This window comes from Paenibacillus artemisiicola (assembly GCF_017652985.1).
Taxonomy (GTDB): Bacteria; Bacillota; Bacilli; order Paenibacillales; family Paenibacillaceae; genus Paenibacillus_Z; species Paenibacillus_Z artemisiicola.
In genome coordinates this window covers 234114-253433 of the sequence record NZ_JAGGDJ010000002.1, presented here as the reverse complement: position 1 = coordinate 253433, position 19320 = coordinate 234114, and the positions used below count along the sequence as shown (strand labels likewise).

Genomic DNA, 19320 nt, shown 5'->3' with positions numbered 1-19320 from the left:
CTTCTTTCCTATGAAGTCATACCTGATATCGCGGTTCTCCTGAATCGCTCGAACGCTGCCGCTCACACGACGAACGGCACGCCGGTTAATCGCTCGCTCAACGTCCACAGCCGTTCGGCGTCCTCGTCGTTCACGGCCCGTTCGTATACCCCGGGCGTGAAAGGCGCGGACGTTAGGACGGCAATGTCCCCGTTCTCGCAATAGACGCCGCCCTTTCCGTCGAGCTGCGCATGAACCGCGCACCAGACCAACGTGGCCGCGCCTTCTTCGATCGTCTTGAATTCGTCGTCGTACGTGAATAAGACGCGCTCCCCCCGCTCGTTCAACGCGCTGATGCCCCGCAATTCGTCCTCGGTCATGTAACGGCTCAAATTCGTGATGATCGTGCCCGGATGAGCGGCGAAGGCCCGTACGCCATGCCGTTCTCCGCGCTTGTCCATCGCCACCGCGAACAAGGCGTTCGCCGTCTTCGATTGCGCGTAAGCAGCCCATCGCTCGTAGTCCCGCGCCGTAAAGTTGGGGTCTTCGAAGTCAAAGCCGCCGAGCTGATGCCCGCGGGACGAGACCGATACGATTCTGGCGCCTCCCGCCTTCTTCAGCGCCGGCCACAACCGCGCGGCCAGCTGAAAGTGGCCCAGATGGTTCGTCGCAAGCTGGGCTTCATAGCCCCGGGAATCGCGCATCGGCGGCGTCGCCATAATACCCGCGGAATGGATAAGGATATGCAGCGGTCGTCCGGCAGCGAGGAATCGCTCGGCAAACGCGTCGATGGAGCCGGGGTCCATGAGCTCCAACCGCTCCAGCTCCACGCCCGGAATTCCCCCTAAGGCGGCCTGCGCTTTCGCCGGCGTGCGAGCGGGCACGATAACCGTCGCGCCGGCTGAAGCAAGCGCCTTGACGGTTTCCAGCCCAAGCCCGGCATAGCCGCCCGTCACGATCGCGACTTTACCGGTCAGGTCCCGGCCGCCCAAGACTTCCTTGGCCGTCGTTCGAGGTCCGAATCCCGAGTGAAGCGGCGTCTGGCGCGCAAGTGGATTTCGATTCGACATGTGCATGGCCTCCCGTTATTCTTCCCATTTGGAATGAAGCACGTGATGGCAGAAGTTAGGACGCTGGTAGCCCGGCAGGAGCAATTCGCATATATCGGCGTTAATCGTGCCGTACGTCGTCTCCGGTTTATGCTTGAAGCCTTCCAAGAAGGCGTTCAGGATGTTTTGTTTAAACTGGTTGCGCGGGAACGCTTCGACGATTTGCCGGCGAACGTCGTCCGGGATGAGCTCGAAATTCTTCCCGACGACGTCGTAACCGACGCCGAAATTCATGAGCGCCGCTTCGGCTTCTTTATACTCGACGATACCGATCGACGTGTGCAGGGCCACGGCATCCCACACCAGCCGGACCGATTCTTCCGGAACGCCGCGGCTTCGCAGGAAATCGCGCGCGGCATTCGCGCCGTCGACTTCGAAACGCTTGTCCGGGCTGCGGAACGCGGGCGTCAGGCCCAAATCGTGGAAGAGGGAACTGATATATAGCAATTCCGGGTCGTACTTCGTCTGCTGCAGATTGCCTTGGAGCGACGCGAACAGAAATACCCGGTTCGAATGGTTCCACAGCAGATCGTCGCCGTGCTCGCGCAAGAGTTCGGCCGCTTCGACGGCCAGCTTGCTGTCGGGAATTTTAATGTCTGCGATTGACGTTGTCATGGTTCATAACCTCCTAAGATGTCGTTAAACCCATACTAGGCGTTCCGCGATCGGCGATCAATGGGGGCCTTTCTATGAGGATGATCGACGGCATGCATGATCCCCTGTTTCCTCCAGCGTCCCCTTTATCCGGAGCGGCTATGCTTGAGTCGCCTCGCGCCGGTCTCCCTCCGATATGGAAGTTAATCGCGGTTGACAATCAAGCTGCCGTCCCTTAGATTGATGATTGTAACTCATTCAGTTACAATCTATTTCGCTATTCGCTTTCCGCGCTCTTTACGCGTAAAAGCAACCTGCAACTATGGTAAGATAAACGGGAGACCGTACGATTTAGTGAACGAAAGGAATTTCAATGAGCGACAAAATCATGGTTATCGAAGACGAGAAAAAAATCGCGGAAGCCATCGCCTATGCGCTGCAACGGGAAGGCTATCTCGTCGAAGTCGTCCATCGCGGAGACGCGGCCCTCGACAGATTGCCGCTCTTCAAGCCCGACGCGTTGATCCTCGACGTCATGCTTCCCGGCACGGACGGCTATGAGATTCTGAAGAAGCTGCGGGACAAGGGCCGGCGCATGGGCGTCATAATGCTGACGGCCAAGGAAGACATCGTCCACAAAGTCTTGGGGCTGGAGCTGGGCGCGGACGATTACATGACCAAGCCCTTCGACATGCGGGAGCTGCTCGCGCGGCTGAAATCCCTGCTCAGGCGGATGCAAGCCGCGGAGGAAAAACAAGAAGCGACCGAGCTCTCGCTGGGCAGCGTCGTGCTTCAGCTCAACAAGCGGACGGCCTTCGCCGGCACGAGGATGCTGGACCTGACGCCCAAAGAGTACGATCTGCTGACGCTGCTGCTAGCCAGCCCGGATCAAGTATTCACGAGGGAACAGCTGCTCGATCGGGTTTGGGGCTTGGAGTACATCGGCGGCACGAGAACCGTCGACATTCACGTCCAGCGGCTGCGGAAGAAGCTCGGGGAAGCATCCGGCAAAATGATTCAAACCGTTCACGGCGTCGGCTACAAAACCTTGGGAGGCTACCGTGAGAATTAGCATCAAGCTGAAGTTCAGCGTCTTTCTGGCCTTCCTGCTGCTGCTTACGGTCTTCATCCTTAGTCTGCTCGTGCTGGAAGGCATCAAGAAGAATCAGCGGGATCAGCTGGAACGCTACTTCTCGCAACAGGCCGCAACCGCGAACGTCTATTTTTTTCAAACGCTGATGGGGGAGTCCAACAAGGTTCCGCAAACGTATCTAGCCGCCAAAGGCCGGGATTTCGCCAAGCAGCTGGAACTGATTACGGGGCAAACGGTCGCGCTCTACGATTCGAAGGGCGCCGTTCTCAGTTCGAATCCGGCGCTCGCGGCGTCGGACGGCATCCGGCAGACGCTTGACCTCGCGCTCCGCGACAAAACCGCCTATCTGATCGAGAACGACTCGTTCTATTACTTTGCCCCGCTGCGAATCGGCAGCGGGCAGGTCGGCGTCATTCGGTTCTATGATTCCTTGGCCGGCAACCTGGCGTTCTACAACCAGATCAAGCAGCTGTTCGTCTACATCGGCGCAAGCGTATTTATCCTCAGCTTTATCCTCGCTTATTTCTACTTCAATTCGTTCGCGAGCGGCATTATCAAGCTGAACGGGATGGTGGATCAGATTCGGGCCGGCAACCTGGCTCCCGCCGTGCTCCGGCGCAAGGACGAAATCGGAGCGCTCAGCCAAGGGATTCGCATGATGAGCCGGCAAATCATGAAGACGATGCAGGATAAGGACCAGGAGCGGGAGAAGCTGGCCTTGGCGGTTCGCAAATTATCGCAGCTCGATCAGCAGCAGAAGCAGTTCATCGGCAACGTTACCCATGAATTCAAGACGCCCCTCACCTCCATTAAATCCTATCTCGATCTGCTGGATATGTACCCCGATGACGAGAAGCTGCTGGAGACGGCCAAAACCAACATCCTCGGCGATACGCAGCGGCTGTACGAGATGGTCGAGAAGGTCCTGCAGCTCTCCGCCTTGGAGCGGTACGAATTCGAATTCCATAAGGAGAAGCTGGACGTACGGCAAGAGATGCGGAAGGTGCTGGACAGCCTGCAGGGCAAAATGGAAAAGTTCGGCATTACGGCGGAGACCGAGCTGGCGGAGGCTTACGTCGATGCCGACAAGGAACTCCTCTCCATCGTGCTGGTGAATCTGCTCGACAACGCCGTCAAGTACAACAAACCCCGGGGCCGCATTTTCGTGAAGACGGCCTTGGCCGATGAGCGGGTCGTCATCGAAATCGCCGATACGGGCATTGGGATACCGAATGAAGTCGCGCACAAAATATTCGAGCCGTTCTACACCGTCGACCGGAACCGGTCGCGCGAAATCGGCGGTACCGGTCTCGGCCTTTCGCTGGCCAAGAAATACGCGGAATCGCAAGGCGGCTCCATCGCGCTCGTCCGCACCGATTCGGAAGGCACCTTGTTCCGCCTCGTTTTCCCTGCCTATGGAACCTCGGTTTCGTAAGGCGCGCGCGAAAAGCCGGCCCGTCCGCCGCCTGCGAGGGCAACGGACGGGCCGGCTTCATGCTGCCGCGGTTAACGCCGCAAGGAATAATCGATGTCGACGATGCCGCTCCGGTACGGCTTCCCGTTCCATTCCGCATAGACGAGCCGCTCGCCGGAAGGACTCCAAGCGCTGGTGACCGGTTCGACGTCGACGGCGATCCGGGTGGACTTGTCGGCCAGCATATCGTACAGATAGAGACCTTTGACGGCCGCGCCGCTCGCGTCGGCTTTCAGACCGTAGGCGATGACGCGTTGATCCGGCGACCACGAGATGCCGCTCAGCTCCGTCCCCTCGGCGATCGTCCGCTCGACTTTCCCGCTCTTGTCGCAGAGCTTGAGGGTCGTTTGGGAGCCGTTGACTTGCAGCACCAGCAGCTGGCGGCCGTCCGGCGAAGGCAGGACGTTCGTCACGTTGTCGAGGTTCAGGCTCGACGTCTCCTTGGTCGCGAGGTTCAGCGCCTTGAGCGACGCATCGGATTGCGTGTTGTAATAGAGCGTGTCTCCGATCTTCTCCACGATATACAAGCCCGTCTCATCCAGCTGGCCGACCGCCGTGATCCGGCCGTCCAAGGTCGCGAGATACGCGCCTCCGCTGTATGCCGTCCCTACGATCGTAGCGGAGTCGGCCCATTTGGCGCTGGCGGCTCCTCCGATCGGCTCTCCGGTCAACCGGAACGCGTCCTTGGTCTCCATATTCATGACCGCATAGACGGGATCGCCGAGCGAATATTCGGCATAGATCAAGTGCTTCTTGTCGGGCGACAGAACGGCCCCGCCCAAGTGCGTATTCTTCTGCTGCTTCAGCAGCGTGTATTTGCGCGTATCGAGGTCATACAGATATAGACTTCGGGGATACGAATCCGCGAGCTCCGCCAGGGACATCTTCCCCAAGGCTTCGTTTTCCTTCGAGACAATAATCGTATGCTCATCCACCCAATCCATGATTTCCGCCTGATCCAAGCGGACGATATTTTCGACGGACACGCCGGGCTCTCCCGCCTGGCTGCCGGCATCGTCGACGACGGTTATTTTCGGTTCGTTCCCTCCTCCCGCGCAAGCCGTGAACAGGCAGGCGGCGGACAGCACCGGGATCAGTTTCATTGCGGTCATCATTCGAAGCATGTCATTCTCTCCTTTTTATCTGTGATTCCCATTTTCGCGTCCATCGTTTCTTGCACCCGCGATCGATCACATGAACACTGTATCAAATCCTTGTTCCAAAAAAAGAAACGATTGTTTCGAAGTTGTAAATAAACGTGTCGGGATTGTTGCGCGGCGGCCCAAGCACAACAATAGCCGGTCACGAATGACCGGCTGCTTTCGGCGATTGCCGTGACATGATGATCTCCTCTCTGCTCCGAATCCGATCGCGTTCTCTTCCGATCACCTAATCGAGAATCTGTCAATTCCGCCATGAAAAAGGGCCGCAACGGGTCGCTTGCGCGCGCCTGTCGCAGCCCTCGGCCCGTACGCCGGCCGCAGCGGATCCGATCGTGCGATCAATTGGCTTCCTCGTCGATTCGAACCAATTGATCCATTAAGGTCTTCAAACTTTCGGCGACCGTAGCATGAGCCGTATCGATCACAATGCGTTCCCGATCCCAAACTTCGTAGCGTCGTTCACTGACCTGCTCCCACGTTGGCAGCGCAAAACCGGGAATATCGGTTTCGCGAGACTCGACTCGATGCCGATGTACGGACGCGTCGGAGCAGATCACTTCGATCTCCGCATACGGCAGATCAAGCGACTCTGCCACGTTACGCCAAGCCTGGCGGGTCAATGGGATCGGATTGACCGTGTCGGCAACCACGTCGAGCCCGAGACGCAGATTTTGCAGCGCAACCGCATAACATACGTTGTAGCCCTCGGGTCCATCGACGCTTATGCCGGTCTCCCGCAAGGCATGCTCCACGACATCGACCCGAAGATAGACTGCCCCAAGCGCTCTGGCAAGCGCCGAAGATAACGTGGACTTCCCGGTGCCCGGCAGCCCGCTGAATATATGGAGCATGAACCTCGACTCCTTTTCTTTACCCTTCGATTCTTGCGTTCGCCTTGCCGTTTTTTCTTCAAGGCTTGATCCATTCATACCGAATATCTTCCAGCTGCTCTTCGTTCTCGCGTCCTCTTCCCACGATCCGAAATCCGTTCCGTTCATAAAATCGTTGGGCCTTCCGATTGACTTCGAACGTGTATAAATAGAGCCGTTCGTCCGCTTGCTGCTTGGCCAGGTCGAGAAGCGTCTTCCCGATCCCTTTCCCCTGATGCTCCGGATGAACGTAGAGCTGATTCACCCAATTCGGATTGCAGGCAAGGATGCCTGCCACCTGCTCACCGGACGATTCCATGGCAAGCAGCACTTTATTCGTCGCGACGAGGATATGATTCAGAAAGTAAACATGGTCGTCAAAGGAATGGATCGCTTCCTGCCCGATTGCCTGCTGCTTGCTCGCTCGCCACATCGCAACCGTCGGCATCGCGTAAGACGGATCATAGTCAATGATGCGGATTCCCAATCGAAATGAACTCCTTCGGTTTTGGCTTGGTTACGATTCATTATAGCAACGACATCAGTATGCGTTCACGCCCCGACATAATATTGCGCCTGCGCATTCCAGAGCTCGGCGTATTTGCCGCTCCGGTCGGCGATGAGCTCGTCATGGGAGCCGCGTTGAATAAGCCGGCCCTCGTGAAACACGGCGATGTCGTGGCAGAACCGGCAGGACGAGAGCCGGTGCGAGACGAAGATAGCCGATTTGCCGCCGATGAGCTCATTGAAGCGCGAATAAATTTCGAACTCCGCGATCGGATCCAGCGCCGCCGTCGGTTCGTCCAGGATGACGAACGGCGCGTTCTTGTACAATGCTCTCGCGAGCGCGATCTTCTGCGCCTCGCCTCCCGAAATCTCCACGCCCTCGTCGGAATAATCCTTATGCAAGTAAGTATGCAGCCCTTGAGGCAGCTTCTTCAGCTTGTCGCCAAGCCCCGCCATGATAAGCGACGCTTCCGCCGCTGCGGCGTCGTAGCGCTCGGAGGCGGCAACGTTGTGGCCGAGCGAGAAGGCGTACAGCTTAAAGTCTTGAAACACGACGCTGAACGCGCCCATATACGCCGCATAGTCGTAGTCCCGAATATCCACGCCGTTTAACGTGATTACGCCCTCCGTCGGTTCATAGAGCCGGCACAGGAGCTTGATCATCGTCGTCTTGCCGCTGCCGTTCAGCCCCACGACGGCCAGCCGTTCGCCGATCGTCAGCGTCATGCTGAGGCGCTTGATGGCGTAGTCGTCGGATCCGGGGTACTTGAACGACACGTCGCGAAACTCGAATTCCAGTCCTTCTTGCGGAATCGGCCGGCTGCCTTTGCTCTGCTGCAGGTGGTCCGGCAGGTCGAGGTAATCGAACGCGAGGCTGAGATACGGGTTGTTCGTCATATAATTGCCGAGCACCGAGACCAGTTTGGCCAGCGCGCCGACGGCGCCCGTCACCGCGCCGATATATTGCACCACGCTGCCCAAGGGGTACATGCCGTAGAGCGCGCGCAGCCCGATGAAGAGATAGACGCAGCCGCCCAGCACGGCATTCATCGCCGCCGCCAAGGCGTTGTTCTTGCCGAACAAGTCGAAGATCCGGTACCAGAACTCCGCGCCGACCGATTGATTGTAGTGATCCTCGATCGCCTGCGCCTGCTTATAGAGGCGAATGTCCTTGGCGGCGTTTTTGGATTGCATGTATTCGTTGAAGAAATGCACGTACGTATTCGACTTCGGATTTTCCTCGAACACCTTCTTTTGAATCCGCTTCTCCCGCTTCTTCAGCGCATAGGTGAAAGGAAGGTTGAACAGGATCAAAAGAATCAGCAACCCGGTGGCGAGCGGAGAGGTGATAAACGCGTGCTCGAAGGAAGACGCGGCGGTAAACATCCCGAAACACAGAAGGATCGATCCCGCCAGCTCGAACAGGGCTTGCAGCAGCTCCGGCAGACTGTAGTGCAGGCGCAGGATCCCGAGGCCGTTGCCGTTCGTCTTGGCTTCGATATCCGCCAACCGTTCGTTATTCCTTGTATCCTCCACTTGATCGTAATTCAGCTCCATATAGCGCTTGCCCAGGAAAAAGTAGAACCGCGTCCACAACGTGCTGTTCAAGGTCGTGATCCGGCGCGTCGCCGCGGCCTGGATCGCCGAACCGGCAAATGCCAATCCGACGGCAAGCGCGGCATACAGCGCGATGCGCCCGGCGTCGCGCTCGCCGGCCAGCTCGTTGATGATCCGGGCGGACAAGTAGAGCACCGTCAACGGCTGAACCGCTTTGATGAAAGACGAGACGATGGTCAGCGGGATGTAGGCGGGCGTCAAGCGATGAACAATGCCGTAGCCGCGGCGCAGATTATGCCAGATGGAACGCTTCTTCATGGTCGGCAACCTCCCCGTCCTTATAATAGTGAGCCTGCACGCGGAACATCTCGGCATACTTCCCGCCGGCGCGCATCAGCTCGTCGTGCGTGCCGCACTCGGCGATGCGGCCGCCGTCCATGAGCAGAATCCGGTCGCAGAATCGCGTGCTGGCCAGCCGGTGGGAAATATAAATCGAGGTGCGGCCCGCGGTCAGCTCGGCGTAGCGCTGGTAGATCTCGCTCTCGGCGATAGGGTCGAGCGCGGCCGTGGGTTCGTCCAAGATGATGACCGGCGCGTCTTTATACAGCGCGCGCGCCAGCGCCAGCTTCTGCTTCTCGCCGCCGGAGAGCTCGATGGCGTCGGCGTGGACCCGGCGTACGAGCAGCGTCGATGCCCCCTTCTCCAGCCCGCTTACCTTCTCCATCAATCCGGCCATGACCAGGCTTTTCGCTACGTTCGCGTCATCCGTCCGATCCGGGGGCTGCTGCGAGACGTTGCCGGCGATATCGCAGCAGAAGAGATGAATATCCTGGAACACCGTCGAGAAGAGCGAAAAATACTCGTCCCGGTTGTAGCGCGTCACGTCGACGCCGCCGAGCGCGATCTCGCCGCGCGTGGGCCGATATAGTCCGCATAAGAGCTTGATCAACGTCGTCTTCCCCGCTCCGTTCGCCCCGACGATGGCGATGCGCTCGCCCGGCTCGATCGCCAGATCGATGCCGCTAAGCGTCGGTTTCCCGGCATCCGGATAGGTGTAGCCGACGTTGCGCAGCGTAATCGCGGGAGGCAGCCGATCGCCGGACGGCAGCGCGTGGCCGGCACCGGTATTGGAAAGATCCGGGACATCCAGGTAGTCGCGGATGTCCGACATCTCGCTTAACGCGCGCATCAGGTCGCTGGAGCTCGTCAAGATCCCCGACAACCAGCCCGCGAACGCGCCGATGGCGGCAAAGACGAGCACGAAATTGCCCAGGGTCATCTCGCCGTGCATCACCAAATAGATCAGAAACGCATACGCGGCACCGTCGCGGAGCAAGCTGAGCGCCGCATCCGCGAGCTGAGCCTTCATATCGCCCGTCGCGACCTTCCGCTCTTGTTCGGTGCAGGTGCCGAGCGCGTTTTGAAAGAGACCGCGGATTAAGCGGCTTAGGTCGTAGAGCCGCACGTCTTTGCCGCCGGACGGCTCCTTCGAGGCCTGCTGGAGATACCGGAGCCGCCCTTGCAGCTTGGACCGCTCTTCCCGCGTGTTCCGCTCGATCTTGCGGGCGCGGGCGAGCGCAAGCCAGTTGATGCCGGCCGAAACGGCGAGCAGGAGCAGGATCAGGGGATGTACCGAACCGATCACCGTTCCGTAGGCCAGCAAACCGAGCACGTTCATCAAGAGCTGCGACAGGTTCCGCGGTATGTTGGAGGCAGGCGAGTGATTGCTTTGCATGGCGCGCCACGCCTTCTCGCCCAGCTTCGCGTAGCCCGGGCTTTCCAGCACCTCGTAGTCCATATGCAGATGCTTATGCATGATGGTTTGAAGGTGCTTCAAGATGCTGATCGTCCCGACGGATTCATGGGTGATGAGGTCGGCGTAGCTTTTCGCGCCGCTCAGCGCGGCCAGCAGAAGCGCCAGGCCGCCGACCGACAGAATAAACTCGCTTGGCGCGACGCCTTCCGTCAGGTTGTCGATGACGATTTTGGGCATCAGGATGCTGACGAAGGGAAACCCGACCCCGACAAGCGCCGAGACCGCGCAGCACATCAGCGTCAGCGGTCTTGCCCGCCAGTGCAGCCGCATGGAATACAGAATGTTCGACCAAGCGGAGTACGTCCTCTTAATTGGTGTGGTCACGCTAAAACCTCCTTCTAAAATTTAGGAGAAACGCAATGTCGAGATTCAGCATAGCACACGCGGCCAATGCCAACCTATCAAGCGCTGGTTGAGCGCGGATATTCAACCGGCGGTAGAATGAGGAAAGGCCGCGGGAGCGCCCGCGGCAGCCAAGGTCCGTTCGCCTAGCTCCACGCAAAACACCCCGAATCGTCCGCGGTCATCCGACGGTAATTCGGGGTGCAGGTTTATTTAACGTCTTGAAGAGGTTTGGCGCAGGCAAGACCAAAGAACGAATGCTGCGGAGATGGCCGATGACGCTTGGGTTGGCGCGTCGCCGCGCGTTCGTTATTCGAAATAGGACGTATCGACGATCCTTGCGTAAATATACGGATTTAAATTATGGCTCTGGACATGGATCTTGATTTTATCGAGACCCGCCACGTCAAACGCAAGCCGCTTGACCGCGTCCTTCGGACTCACGGATTGCGTCTCGAGGACGGTAGAGGCCGTATTGCCCGCCGCTTCCCCCGCATTGTAGAGCGAAAACTCCACGTCGTATTCGCCCGGGTCGACGACGGCGGCATCCAAATAGAGCTTCTTGTATTGCCGGTCGATCGTAAACGTAATATCGCCGTATTGATCGATCTTCAAGACTTGCTTGTACTGTTTATCCTTCACCTTCGTCTCCGCGGGGTCTTTGGACAGCACCGCATAGACGTTGTCGATTTCCATCGGCATGGCGAAGATCGGCGTCTTCTCGCCCGGTACCGCCCCGATGTACACTTTTTGGCTGGCGGCGTCGTACTTGATCGGGATTTTCAGCGCTTCGGACAGCGCGCGGACCGGCAAGTAATTCGCTCCGTTATACACGATCGCGGACATCGGCTTTCCCTTGTCGTCCTTCGGCTGCCAGAGCTCGCCGTTTAAGACGAAGGTCGCGCTCCGATTGAAAAAGGCCTTGATCGGTTCCAAATTCGTTGCGGCATAAGCGGATCCCACGGAGCTGGTAAGGGCAGTTGCAAGAAACATCAGCGCTAACTTCTTTTTCATAAACTCCCTCTTCATCCTTTCTTATAGAAACGATTGGTCATGTCGGGAAGAGTATAGCGCAGCCAAGCTTCTTTTTCATACGTCTTTCGATCCATATCATGTTAATAAATCGTTGAAATGATTAAAGTTCCTAGACAAGCCTCTCACGTGCTTCGACAATCGAGGGTAGTGCACAAGCGGACAAGCGAACAAGCGGACAAGAAAAAAACCGGCGGATTCTGCCGGTTTTCTACTTCGCGTCGTATGCTTGCCGCTGTTCCGCCGACGGCTGAGGCTCTGCCGCTTACTCCGCCGCCGGCAGCGGCTCTGCCGCGAGCGGTTGCTTCAACGCCGCCAGCGACGATTCGATCTCCGCCGTAAGCGTCGGATCGAGATACTGCGGCGCGGACCGCTTGGCGGGCGCGCTGAAGCGATTCATGGCCTCCAGCTCCGCCTCGATCAGCAGCACCCGCTCCTCCGCGCGGGCGAATCCTCTGACGATGCCGTCCGTCCGAAACGCGACGGCGCGCTGGTTCAGCTCCTTCAGGGAGCTGGCCACGTTCACGCGGGATTCGAGCAGCAGCCGGCGGTGCTGGTACTCCTCCGATTGCGCCTGCAGCTGAGCGATGCGCTCCTCCAGCACCTTCGTTTGTTCCTGAATCGCGCCGTACTGCTCGCGGTAGACGGCCAGCTTCCTCTCCTCCAGCAGCTTCTCCTGCAGCGCCAGCTTCGCGATCTGATCCTCGCCCCGGCTCACCGCGAGCCGCGCTTGGCGCTCCCGCTTCTCGGCCGCCGTCTCGGCATTCGCGATCAGCGCCGCTTGCCGCTTCTCGATGAACAGCTGGCGCGCCAGCGCCCGCTGCCCTTTTTCCAGCTCGACGCCGAATTCCCGCATGTATTGATTCACCATATGAAGCGGCTTCTCGCACTTGTCGATCAGCTCGTTGGTTTCGGCGAGAAACACATCCTTGACGCGCTTGAAGATCCCCATCCTACTTCGACTCCTTCGTTTGGTTTTGCTGCAATTCCCATTGGTCCAGGAAGTCCGAGGCCGACGGAATGCCGGCAAGCCCGTTCGCCCCGTCCGCGACGCTCGCTCGTTTGCCCCGGCTGCTCATCCAGAACAAGAGCGCGCCGGCGAGCAACAGCGCGCCGCCCACCGCTAGGCCGGGACCGATGCCATGCTCATGACCCAGCTCGATATGCGTGCCGCCCTCCCGAATCATCGGCGCGATCGGCGGTACCGGAATGGCTGCGCCAACACCCGGCGGCGCCGGCACAGCCGCGCCTTCGCCGCCCCTTATTTCTACCTTCACGTCGCCTGCAGGCCGGCCGGGCAGCTCCTGACTCACCCTCACGACCTTCGTTACGTCACTCTCGCGCTCGTGCGCCACCGTGCCGAAGCCGGCTCCGACGGCTACGACGATGACGGCTGCGAGCAGCGCTTTTTTTACCCAGGGTCTCATGCGGCTCATGCTGGAATCATCCTTTCCTTAATGGGATTCTTGTCTCTACAGGACTCACTATAGGGAACGTTGGTAAAAGTACGGTAAAGGGCCAATGATTTTCGGCGAGCTTCGACTTCCGGAGCGCAAGGCCGGCATGCCGCTTCGCCCGCTACACGGGAAATTCCACCGAAAACGTGCTTCCTTTCCCGGGCGCGCTCTCGAGCACGACCGAACCCCGGTGGGCGACCACGATCTGTTTGGCAATCGCGAGTCCAAGCCCGGCGCTGCCTTCTTCGCGCGAACGATGCTTCTCGACCCGGTAGAACCGGTCGAAGATGCGCGGCTGGTCCGTCTCGGCGATGCCGATGCCGCTGTCCCGGACGATGATTCGCCACTGCCTCGGGTTGGGGTCGAGCCCGACGTCGACCTTGCCTCCCTCGGGCGTGTATTTGATCGCATTATCCAGCAGGATATAGACCAGCTGCTTCAGCCGCTCCGAATCGCCCTTCACGGTCAGCGCGTCCGGGAACATCGTCCGCAGCGCGATCCCCTTCTTCTGCGCCACGCTTTCGAAGGCAAGCACCCACTGTCGCAGCTTCGGCACCATGTCGAACGCGGCCATCTCGAACTCGACCGAGCCGGCGTCGGACCGGGCCAGCATCAGGAGATCCCGCAGCATGCGGCTCATCCGGCCGATCTCTTCCTTCATATCCGATACGACTTCCTTCGAATACGGCGTGATGGTCTCCGCGTTCTCCAGCTCGATCACATCGAGGGACGTGTTCATGATGCTGAGCGGCGTTCTCAGCTCATGCGAGGCATCCGCCAGAAATTGCTGCTGGTGCTTGAACGTTCGCTGAATCGGAATCATCGCTTTTTGGGACATCGCAGCGCTCAGCTTGACGGCCGCAATGATGAACACAATCAGAATCAGGATGAACACGAGGAGCAGATTCCGGAGGATATCCCAGTAAAACGTGACGTCCTTCGCCGCGTAGATCGTCGCCGGCCCGGTCGTCGTCATGATCGGATGCGCGCCTACGAAGAGCAGCCGGTCGTCCGTTCGGACCGTCATGGTCCCGACGCGCTGCGCCTCTTCGGGCTGCCAGCGCAGCCGGAACGCATCCCCGTCCGGCTGCCACTTCGCCATCCGCGCCCGATTGCGTTCGCCAAGCTGCGGGACGGCATCGCTCCCCGCGAGCACGTGTCCGCGCTGATCCAGCACATAATAGAAGTACAATTCATCGCTGCGGCCGAACGCCAAATCGGGCACGACAACGCGGCCGTCCTCGGTCGCGTACAGGGTCGAACGGAGCGAATCGCTCTGCTCCCGGTAGGCCATGAAGAGGAAGAACAACGATACGATGATCGCGAACAGCGCCAAAAACAGCACGATGAGCCAGGTGTAGGTCACCGTGAGCTTCCGCTGCGTGTATTGGAACAGGTCGCGTTTCTTTCCCTTTTTAAGCGTCCATTTCAAACCGGTAGCCGACCCCCCTGATGCTGTGAATGAACGGTTCCCCCGCGGAATCGTCCAGCTTGTCCCGAAGCATCTTCACGGTGATGTCCACGTTCTTGTAGGAGACCTCGCTGCCGATCCCCCAGACGCGATCGAGAATCGCCTCTCGCGTCAGCACGTTGCCGGTATTCTGCAGGAAGAAATCGAGCAGCTGGTATTCCCTCGGGCTCAGCGGAATCTCCGCGCCGTCCCGCGATAGCCGGCGCGAGGCGCGATCGAGCGCGAACCGCCCGAACGTCACGCTGTCCGACTGCCTGGGGGCAAAGTTCCGCCGGGTCAGCACGCGAAGACGGGCGAGCAGCTCGTCCATCTCGAAGGGCTTGGTCAGGTAGTCGTCGGCACCCGCGTCGAGCCCGAAGATTTTATCCTGCAGCGCATCCTTCGCCGTCAAGAGCACGATCGCTTGCCCGTAATTGCAGCCGCGCAGCCGCTTGCAGACCTCGACCCCGTCCATGAGCGGCATCATCCAATCCAGGATGAGCACGTCGTACGCCGACCCTCGGGCATAATCGAGCGCATCCTCGCCGTTCTCCACCCAATCGACGTGGTAGCCGCCCTTCTTCTCCAGCATGTATTTGACGAGTTTGCCGAGCTTCTTATCGTCTTCCGCCAATAAAATATTCACGCGTACGCTCACCTTCGCTACCTTCGAATAATAGTTTATGATACCAAACAAACGGTAAAAGGTCGGTAAAAACCGCGAAAAAAACAGCGGCAGCCGAAGACCGGAAATCAAGTCTCGGACTGCCGCCGGCATCCAGCGCTATAGTCGAATAATCTGCTAGCGGACATACGCGGGCGGCAAAACGGCAGAGACGGAAGAAACGGCAGAGACGCGGTCTATCTTAATCCCGCCTCCGCCAGTTTCTCGTCCAGCACCGCCTTTTGGCGCAAATGGTGCCTGCCGTGCATGCCGACCATCGTCAGCCACTCGCGGGCGTTGAGCCAGCCAAACCAGCCATGGCGCACCTTGCAGGCCGGATTCGTCTCCTCGGCGCGACCCGCCCAATAAGCCACCCTCTCGAGTACGTGTTCCAGCCCCGCTCTGATCTCGTCCTTGCTCTCGGGATTGCGCGTCGCGTTGGGCGGTTCCTCGAGCTTCACCCGAATATTGGGCCATGCTTGCTCCGCGAGCGCCTTCGCGCCGTCCGCCGTCTTGCCTTCGGACGATTCATGCGCCGCCTTGGCGCAGGTTTCCATATGGTCCATGTACTCTTTCGCCACTTCGATCACGTGGATATGCATTTGCCCGAGCGACCATACGTCTTCGTCGCACTTGTATCGCAATTGCTCGATCGAATAGCCGTCCAGATTCCGCAAGTATTGCGCGATAACAGCCGATGCGTCGTTCATGAATTGGATCCCCTCCCCGCTGATTTCGATTTCTTCATTGTCCGGCCTCCCATGGCGCCGCGCAGCCCGCTCAATAAATCTTCTTCCACAGCGCGATCGCTTCCTCCAAGGTGAGGCCGAAGGTTTTGTAGTAGGCCGCGTCGCTTTCCATTTGCTTCAGGATCATTTCATCGCGGATGCCCCGCATCTTCTCGGGCGAAAACTCGGCGACGAAGCAGCCCTTGCCGGTGACGGTGTGGATCAAGCCGCATCGCTCCAGCTCCTCCCACGCTTTCTTGACGGTGATGACGCTCACGCGAAGCTCCAAGGCGGCCTGCCGGATCGGCGGCAGGACATAGCCGCTCGGAAGCTCGCCTCGCAATATCTGCGCGCTGATCTGTTCGAATAACTGTTGGTAAATCGGTTTTTCCGACGCGTTCGAGATCGAGACGTTCATAGAAGTTCCACGTTGAGGAAGCGTTTCGCCGCAACGCGGTAGGCAATCAGAGTGAAAATCGCAAAGATGGCGATGCCGGCGATCAGGATAAGGGCGTGAACCGCGAGATGATCCGCGACGGACACGTTGAAGACGTCGAACAGCGTTGGTATCTGAATGCCCAGCCATTGCGCGATGCCGGCGAATATCATCGCGGCCGCGACGGCCATGCCGAGCGCCCCGCCGTATTTGTACGCCGTCTTGTAGTACATGGGGAGGAAGACGAGGTTGAAGATCGCCATAATCACCATGCAGAGTCCCCAGAAACCCATGGTCGGGGCGAAGAAATAGTACGTGATGTTCATGCTCGAGTAGACCAGATCATGGATCAGACCGAAGATGACCGCGAATCCGACGTGCAGCATCTCCAGGATGATGATCACGAAGACCCTTGCTTTCACCATATCTGGCTTGGTTACGGGCATCATCGTCGTGAACAGCAAGTCGTTTTGCGCCCTGAAGTTGCCGAATATGCCCGGGACCGATATCCAGAAAAAATACATCGGCACGATAAAATAGATCCAGCTCGGAATGAGCATTAACATCCCTAATAAAAACGGCATGACGAAAAAGATCGGCTGGATGCCTATTTTCAAATCCTTTATCACCAAGTTATACATAAGCTTGCTCCTTCTTCGCGAAATAGATCATGATTTCCTCGAGACTCGGCGTGGCTGCTTGGATGCCGGGATGGGGAACGAAGTCCGCCGAGCGGATTAATCCCGTAAAGCCGAACGAATTGATTTTGTAGGCAATCATCCGTTCCTTCACCAGGTTCAGCCGGCTTTCGTCGCCGCTCAGCAAGCGGTAGGTCTCCTTGAACGCTTCTTTGTCGGCGCTGTGCATGATCTGACCGTCCGCGATAAAGGTGATGAAGTCCGCGCATTTCTCCAGGTCGGAGGTAATATGGGTCGAGAAAAGAATGCTGATCTCCCCGCCGGCGACAAGCTCCTGAAATAGATCCAGCAAATCGTCTCTCGCCACCGGGTCGAGCCCGCTCGTCGGTTCGTCGAGGATCAGCAGCTTGGCGCCGTGGGACAAGGCGAGCGCGAGACTGTACTTGACCTTCATCCCCGTCGACAATTCGGCGACCTTCTTGTTCTCATTCAATTTGAATCGCCGCAGATAGCCGGAATAGGCGGCTTCGTCCCAATGCTGATAGAACCGCTTGATCGTATCGGTCAAGGTTTTGATTTTGCTGCGGGCATAAAATTCGATGCCGCCGAACGCGCAGCCGATCTCTTGTTTCAACTCGAGTTCGCGTTCGGCCATGTTCTTGCCCAGAATGCGGACCTCTCCGCCATCCGCGCGGATCATGTTCATCATCAATTTGATCGTGGTCGTTTTCCCCGCGCCGTTGGCGCCGATAAAGCCCATAATATACCCTTGCTCCAGCTGAAAAGAGACGTCCCTTAATTGAAATTGCGGATAGTGCTTCGTTAAGTTCCGAATGTCCAAGGCCAGCATATCACGTGCCTCCTCACATAATTGTGCATATCGTATATTCACAATATAACGCGCGAGAAAAAGGAAGTCAATGACATTTATGCTTAAGAAGCGCGATTTTCTTCAGTTCCCCATGTTGGCAGACCTAACAAAACCGGCAGATCTCTGCCGGTCCGATGGCCATTTGCTATGAGTCGCAATCGCACTTAGTTGGCTGTCGCCAACAAAGTTGCGCCGCCGCTTCGGGTACGGATGCTTCCGCATAACCGGCTTACGGCGCGCTCGTTAATCCTTATTACCGGGGTCATAAAGCTTCTTCAACGTTACTCTGGCGGATTCGCCCTCGCACTCCGGCCATGTATGCAATTTCCTGAAATCCGTGTTGTCCGTGATTTGATCGATGCTTCCGATCAACCGGCGGGCGGCCAGCCGTTGAATGGCCGGATCCGCGATTCGAGCGGCGATCAGGCTCGCGATTCGTTCGCCGTGCATGACGTTGAAGGGGCGATCGTAAAAGGGCGATGCCTCCTCGGGAACCGTCTCGGTAATTCCGAGCGCGTTATGCATCCGGGCCGCATGCGCGCAGGCTTGATTGAACGCCTGTTCGCGCGCTCGCCATGTCGCGGCCGTCTGGGCGGTCCACAGGCAGGGCGAGATGCGATCGGCGCACTTCAGCCGTTTGAATGCGGTTCCCAGCCACTTGGGATAGGGCGCATATTGACGCTCCATGAGGAAGCAGAGGTGGATGAGATCGCGGACGAGTCGCGAAGCGATGATCGCGGAGCCGAGCTCGTCGCCGATGCAGCCCGCGCGCGGCATGAGATGCTCTTCCTGGCCGATTCGCTGCCAGGCGGAGGCGAGGAGATACAGCCACACCTCGCGCGGATAGTACGCGAACTGCTTGCGCAAGGCGGAGAGCCGGCCATGATCGTCCCGGAACACGTCCCCCCGGGTGATTTCGAGCAGGGCCTGCGAAGGAAACGTCAGCCAGTCGAGGGGTTCGATGTCTCCCTTCATCCCCAGGCCATGCTCGATGAACCGCGGCACCGTCGTAATCACGGTCTTCCGAACGTCAACGGGATACCCATAGAATCTTTCGGGCGCCCGTTCGCGCAGCGAAGCCCGGATCGATTCCGCATGCCCGAAATCGCCTTGGTCCAGAAACAGATAGACCCGGGGAACCCAATCGTGATCCGCGGACATCTCCGTATCGTAGCCCAACACTTCGCTGCCCGGTCCGAGCAGCGCCGACGAATACGGCACGCCTGCATATGCGTCCTTCATGACCGGTTCCACGACGTCGAGATGAAATCGACGACATAACGCGATGCCCTTCATAAAAGCCATGCCTGTTCCTCCATCCTCTTCTTCTCCATTTCTATCTCCATCTCTATCTCCATCTCTATCTGTATCTCCATCGCTATCTGTATCTCCATCTCTGTCTCCGACTCCATCTCCATCTGTATCTCCATCTCTGTCTCCATCTGTATCTCCATTTGTATCTCCGTCTCCATCACCGACTTCATCCACGCGCGTTCGTATTGGCTCCTGCCATGATTGGACGCTAGCGGGGACCGATTCGT

20 protein-coding genes are annotated in these 19320 nt (G+C 58.4%); 2 read left to right on the top strand and 18 right to left on the bottom strand.

The annotated features are described in order from the left end of the window. Window positions 1-62: 62 nt before the first annotated feature. Together I8J29_RS04400 and I8J29_RS04395 are read right to left on the bottom strand one after the other, a co-directional pair. Window positions 63-1049 carry an oxidoreductase gene (locus I8J29_RS04400; protein ID WP_208846455.1) on the bottom strand — a complete coding sequence of 329 codons (987 nt, stop codon included), beginning with the start codon at window positions 1047-1049 and terminating at the stop codon, window positions 63-65. Window positions 1050-1064: 15 nt separating this feature from the next. After that, window positions 1065-1703 carry an HD domain-containing protein gene (locus I8J29_RS04395; protein WP_208846454.1) on the bottom strand — a complete coding sequence of 213 codons (639 nt, stop codon included), beginning with the start codon at window positions 1701-1703 and terminating at the stop codon, window positions 1065-1067. A 352-nt stretch (window positions 1704-2055) separates the two neighbouring features. Between I8J29_RS04395 and I8J29_RS04390 the strand changes: the two genes are divergently transcribed. Together I8J29_RS04390 and I8J29_RS34390 are read left to right on the top strand one after the other, a co-directional pair. Beyond that, window positions 2056-2754, top strand: a complete 699-nt coding sequence (locus I8J29_RS04390) for a response regulator transcription factor (protein WP_208846453.1) — start codon at window positions 2056-2058, stop codon at window positions 2752-2754. Next, on the top strand, window positions 2744-4210 hold the full coding sequence (locus tag I8J29_RS34390; RefSeq protein ID WP_208846452.1) for a sensor histidine kinase: 1467 nt from the start codon (window positions 2744-2746) through the stop codon (window positions 4208-4210). The genes I8J29_RS04390 and I8J29_RS34390 overlap by 11 nt, the downstream gene beginning before the upstream one ends. 71 nt (window positions 4211-4281) lie before the next feature. Here I8J29_RS34390 and I8J29_RS04380 read toward each other — a convergent pair whose 3' ends face one another. The 16 genes from I8J29_RS04380 to I8J29_RS04305 form a co-directional block, all read right to left on the bottom strand. Further along, window positions 4282-5373: a TolB family protein gene (locus I8J29_RS04380; protein ID WP_208846451.1), complete on the bottom strand. Its 1092-nt coding sequence runs from the start codon at window positions 5371-5373 to the stop codon at window positions 4282-4284. A gap of 377 nt (window positions 5374-5750) precedes the next feature. Further along, window positions 5751-6263: a P-loop nucleotide/nucleoside kinase family protein gene (locus I8J29_RS04375; protein WP_208846732.1), complete on the bottom strand. Its 513-nt coding sequence runs from the start codon at window positions 6261-6263 to the stop codon at window positions 5751-5753. Between the two features lie 58 nt (window positions 6264-6321). Continuing rightward, entirely contained in the window at window positions 6322-6729 is a 408-nt protein-coding gene (locus I8J29_RS04370) for a GNAT family N-acetyltransferase (protein ID WP_208846731.1), read from the bottom strand. A 104-nt stretch (window positions 6730-6833) separates the two neighbouring features. Continuing rightward, window positions 6834-8663, bottom strand: a complete 1830-nt coding sequence (locus I8J29_RS04365; RefSeq protein ID WP_208846450.1) for an ABC transporter ATP-binding protein — start codon at window positions 8661-8663, stop codon at window positions 6834-6836. Continuing rightward, the gene (locus tag I8J29_RS04360) at window positions 8638-10485 is read right to left on the bottom strand and encodes an ABC transporter ATP-binding protein (RefSeq protein WP_208846449.1); all 1848 of its coding nucleotides are present in this window, start codon (window positions 10483-10485) and stop codon (window positions 8638-8640) included. The genes I8J29_RS04365 and I8J29_RS04360 overlap by 26 nt, the downstream gene beginning before the upstream one ends. A gap of 327 nt (window positions 10486-10812) precedes the next feature. Next, window positions 10813-11517, bottom strand: a complete 705-nt coding sequence (locus I8J29_RS04355) for a hypothetical protein (protein ID WP_208846448.1) — start codon at window positions 11515-11517, stop codon at window positions 10813-10815. Between the two features lie 283 nt (window positions 11518-11800). Then, window positions 11801-12487: a PspA/IM30 family protein gene (locus tag I8J29_RS04350; RefSeq protein WP_208846447.1), complete on the bottom strand. Its 687-nt coding sequence runs from the start codon at window positions 12485-12487 to the stop codon at window positions 11801-11803. A 1-nt stretch (window position 12488) separates the two neighbouring features. Then, a complete protein-coding gene (locus tag I8J29_RS04345) occupies window positions 12489-12971 on the bottom strand; it encodes a hypothetical protein (protein ID WP_208846446.1) in 483 nt (160 codons plus the stop codon). A 142-nt stretch (window positions 12972-13113) separates the two neighbouring features. After that, window positions 13114-14424, bottom strand: a complete 1311-nt coding sequence (locus tag I8J29_RS04340; protein ID WP_208846445.1) for a sensor histidine kinase — start codon at window positions 14422-14424, stop codon at window positions 13114-13116. Beyond that, window positions 14408-15088 carry a response regulator transcription factor gene (locus tag I8J29_RS04335; RefSeq protein WP_208846444.1) on the bottom strand — a complete coding sequence of 227 codons (681 nt, stop codon included), beginning with the start codon at window positions 15086-15088 and terminating at the stop codon, window positions 14408-14410. The genes I8J29_RS04340 and I8J29_RS04335 overlap by 17 nt, the downstream gene beginning before the upstream one ends. 215 nt (window positions 15089-15303) lie before the next feature. Continuing rightward, window positions 15304-15816 carry a DinB family protein gene (locus I8J29_RS04330; protein WP_208846443.1) on the bottom strand — a complete coding sequence of 171 codons (513 nt, stop codon included), beginning with the start codon at window positions 15814-15816 and terminating at the stop codon, window positions 15304-15306. 70 nt (window positions 15817-15886) lie between these two features. After that, on the bottom strand, window positions 15887-16252 hold the full coding sequence (locus I8J29_RS04325; protein ID WP_208846442.1) for a GntR family transcriptional regulator: 366 nt from the start codon (window positions 16250-16252) through the stop codon (window positions 15887-15889). Continuing rightward, window positions 16249-16911: an ABC-2 transporter permease gene (locus I8J29_RS04320; RefSeq protein ID WP_208846441.1), complete on the bottom strand. Its 663-nt coding sequence runs from the start codon at window positions 16909-16911 to the stop codon at window positions 16249-16251. Before I8J29_RS04320 ends, I8J29_RS04325 begins: the two co-directional genes overlap by 4 nt. After that, window positions 16904-17758 (bottom strand): ABC transporter ATP-binding protein, encoded by an 855-nt coding sequence (locus I8J29_RS04315; protein WP_208846440.1) that lies wholly within the window; start codon window positions 17756-17758, stop codon window positions 16904-16906. The genes I8J29_RS04320 and I8J29_RS04315 overlap by 8 nt, the downstream gene beginning before the upstream one ends. Before the next feature lie 264 nt (window positions 17759-18022). Continuing rightward, complete coding sequence (locus tag I8J29_RS04310) at window positions 18023-19084, bottom strand: DUF4037 domain-containing protein (protein WP_208846439.1); 1062 nt, start codon at window positions 19082-19084, stop codon at window positions 18023-18025. Then, window positions 19072-19251 (bottom strand): hypothetical protein, encoded by a 180-nt coding sequence (locus I8J29_RS04305; protein WP_208846438.1) that lies wholly within the window; start codon window positions 19249-19251, stop codon window positions 19072-19074. The genes I8J29_RS04310 and I8J29_RS04305 overlap by 13 nt, the downstream gene beginning before the upstream one ends. Window positions 19252-19320: the final 69 nt, after the last annotated feature.

What these genes read in the sequence shown, in the direction of transcription:
- I8J29_RS04400 (WP_208846455.1), bottom strand. Translation starts at nt 1,049, where the DNA reads ATGTCGAATCGAAATCCACTTGCGCGCCAGACGCCGCTTCACTCGGGA.
- I8J29_RS04395 (WP_208846454.1), bottom strand. Translation starts at nt 1,703, where the DNA reads ATGACAACGTCAATCGCAGACATTAAAATTCCCGACAGCAAGCTGGCC.
- I8J29_RS04390 (WP_208846453.1), top strand. Translation starts at nt 2,056, where the DNA reads ATGAGCGACAAAATCATGGTTATCGAAGACGAGAAAAAAATCGCGGAA.
- I8J29_RS04380 (WP_208846451.1), bottom strand. Translation starts at nt 5,373, where the DNA reads ATGCTTCGAATGATGACCGCAATGAAACTGATCCCGGTGCTGTCCGCC.
- I8J29_RS04375 (WP_208846732.1), bottom strand. Translation starts at nt 6,263, where the DNA reads ATGCTCCATATATTCAGCGGGCTGCCGGGCACCGGGAAGTCCACGTTA.
- I8J29_RS04370 (WP_208846731.1), bottom strand. Translation starts at nt 6,729, where the DNA reads ATGCCGACGGTTGCGATGTGGCGAGCGAGCAAGCAGCAGGCAATCGGG.
- I8J29_RS04365 (WP_208846450.1), bottom strand. Translation starts at nt 8,663, where the DNA reads ATGAAGAAGCGTTCCATCTGGCATAATCTGCGCCGCGGCTACGGCATT.
- I8J29_RS04355 (WP_208846448.1), bottom strand. Translation starts at nt 11,517, where the DNA reads ATGAAAAAGAAGTTAGCGCTGATGTTTCTTGCAACTGCCCTTACCAGC.
- I8J29_RS04350 (WP_208846447.1), bottom strand. Translation starts at nt 12,487, where the DNA reads ATGGGGATCTTCAAGCGCGTCAAGGATGTGTTTCTCGCCGAAACCAAC.
- I8J29_RS04345 (WP_208846446.1), bottom strand. Translation starts at nt 12,971, where the DNA reads ATGAGCCGCATGAGACCCTGGGTAAAAAAAGCGCTGCTCGCAGCCGTC.
- I8J29_RS04330 (WP_208846443.1), bottom strand. Translation starts at nt 15,816, where the DNA reads ATGAACGACGCATCGGCTGTTATCGCGCAATACTTGCGGAATCTGGAC.
- I8J29_RS04325 (WP_208846442.1), bottom strand. Translation starts at nt 16,252, where the DNA reads ATGAACGTCTCGATCTCGAACGCGTCGGAAAAACCGATTTACCAACAG.
- I8J29_RS04320 (WP_208846441.1), bottom strand. Translation starts at nt 16,911, where the DNA reads ATGTATAACTTGGTGATAAAGGATTTGAAAATAGGCATCCAGCCGATC.
- I8J29_RS04315 (WP_208846440.1), bottom strand. Translation starts at nt 17,758, where the DNA reads ATGCTGGCCTTGGACATTCGGAACTTAACGAAGCACTATCCGCAATTT.
- I8J29_RS04310 (WP_208846439.1), bottom strand. Translation starts at nt 19,084, where the DNA reads ATGGCTTTTATGAAGGGCATCGCGTTATGTCGTCGATTTCATCTCGAC.
- I8J29_RS04305 (WP_208846438.1), bottom strand. Translation starts at nt 19,251, where the DNA reads ATGGAGACGGAGATACAAATGGAGATACAGATGGAGACAGAGATGGAG.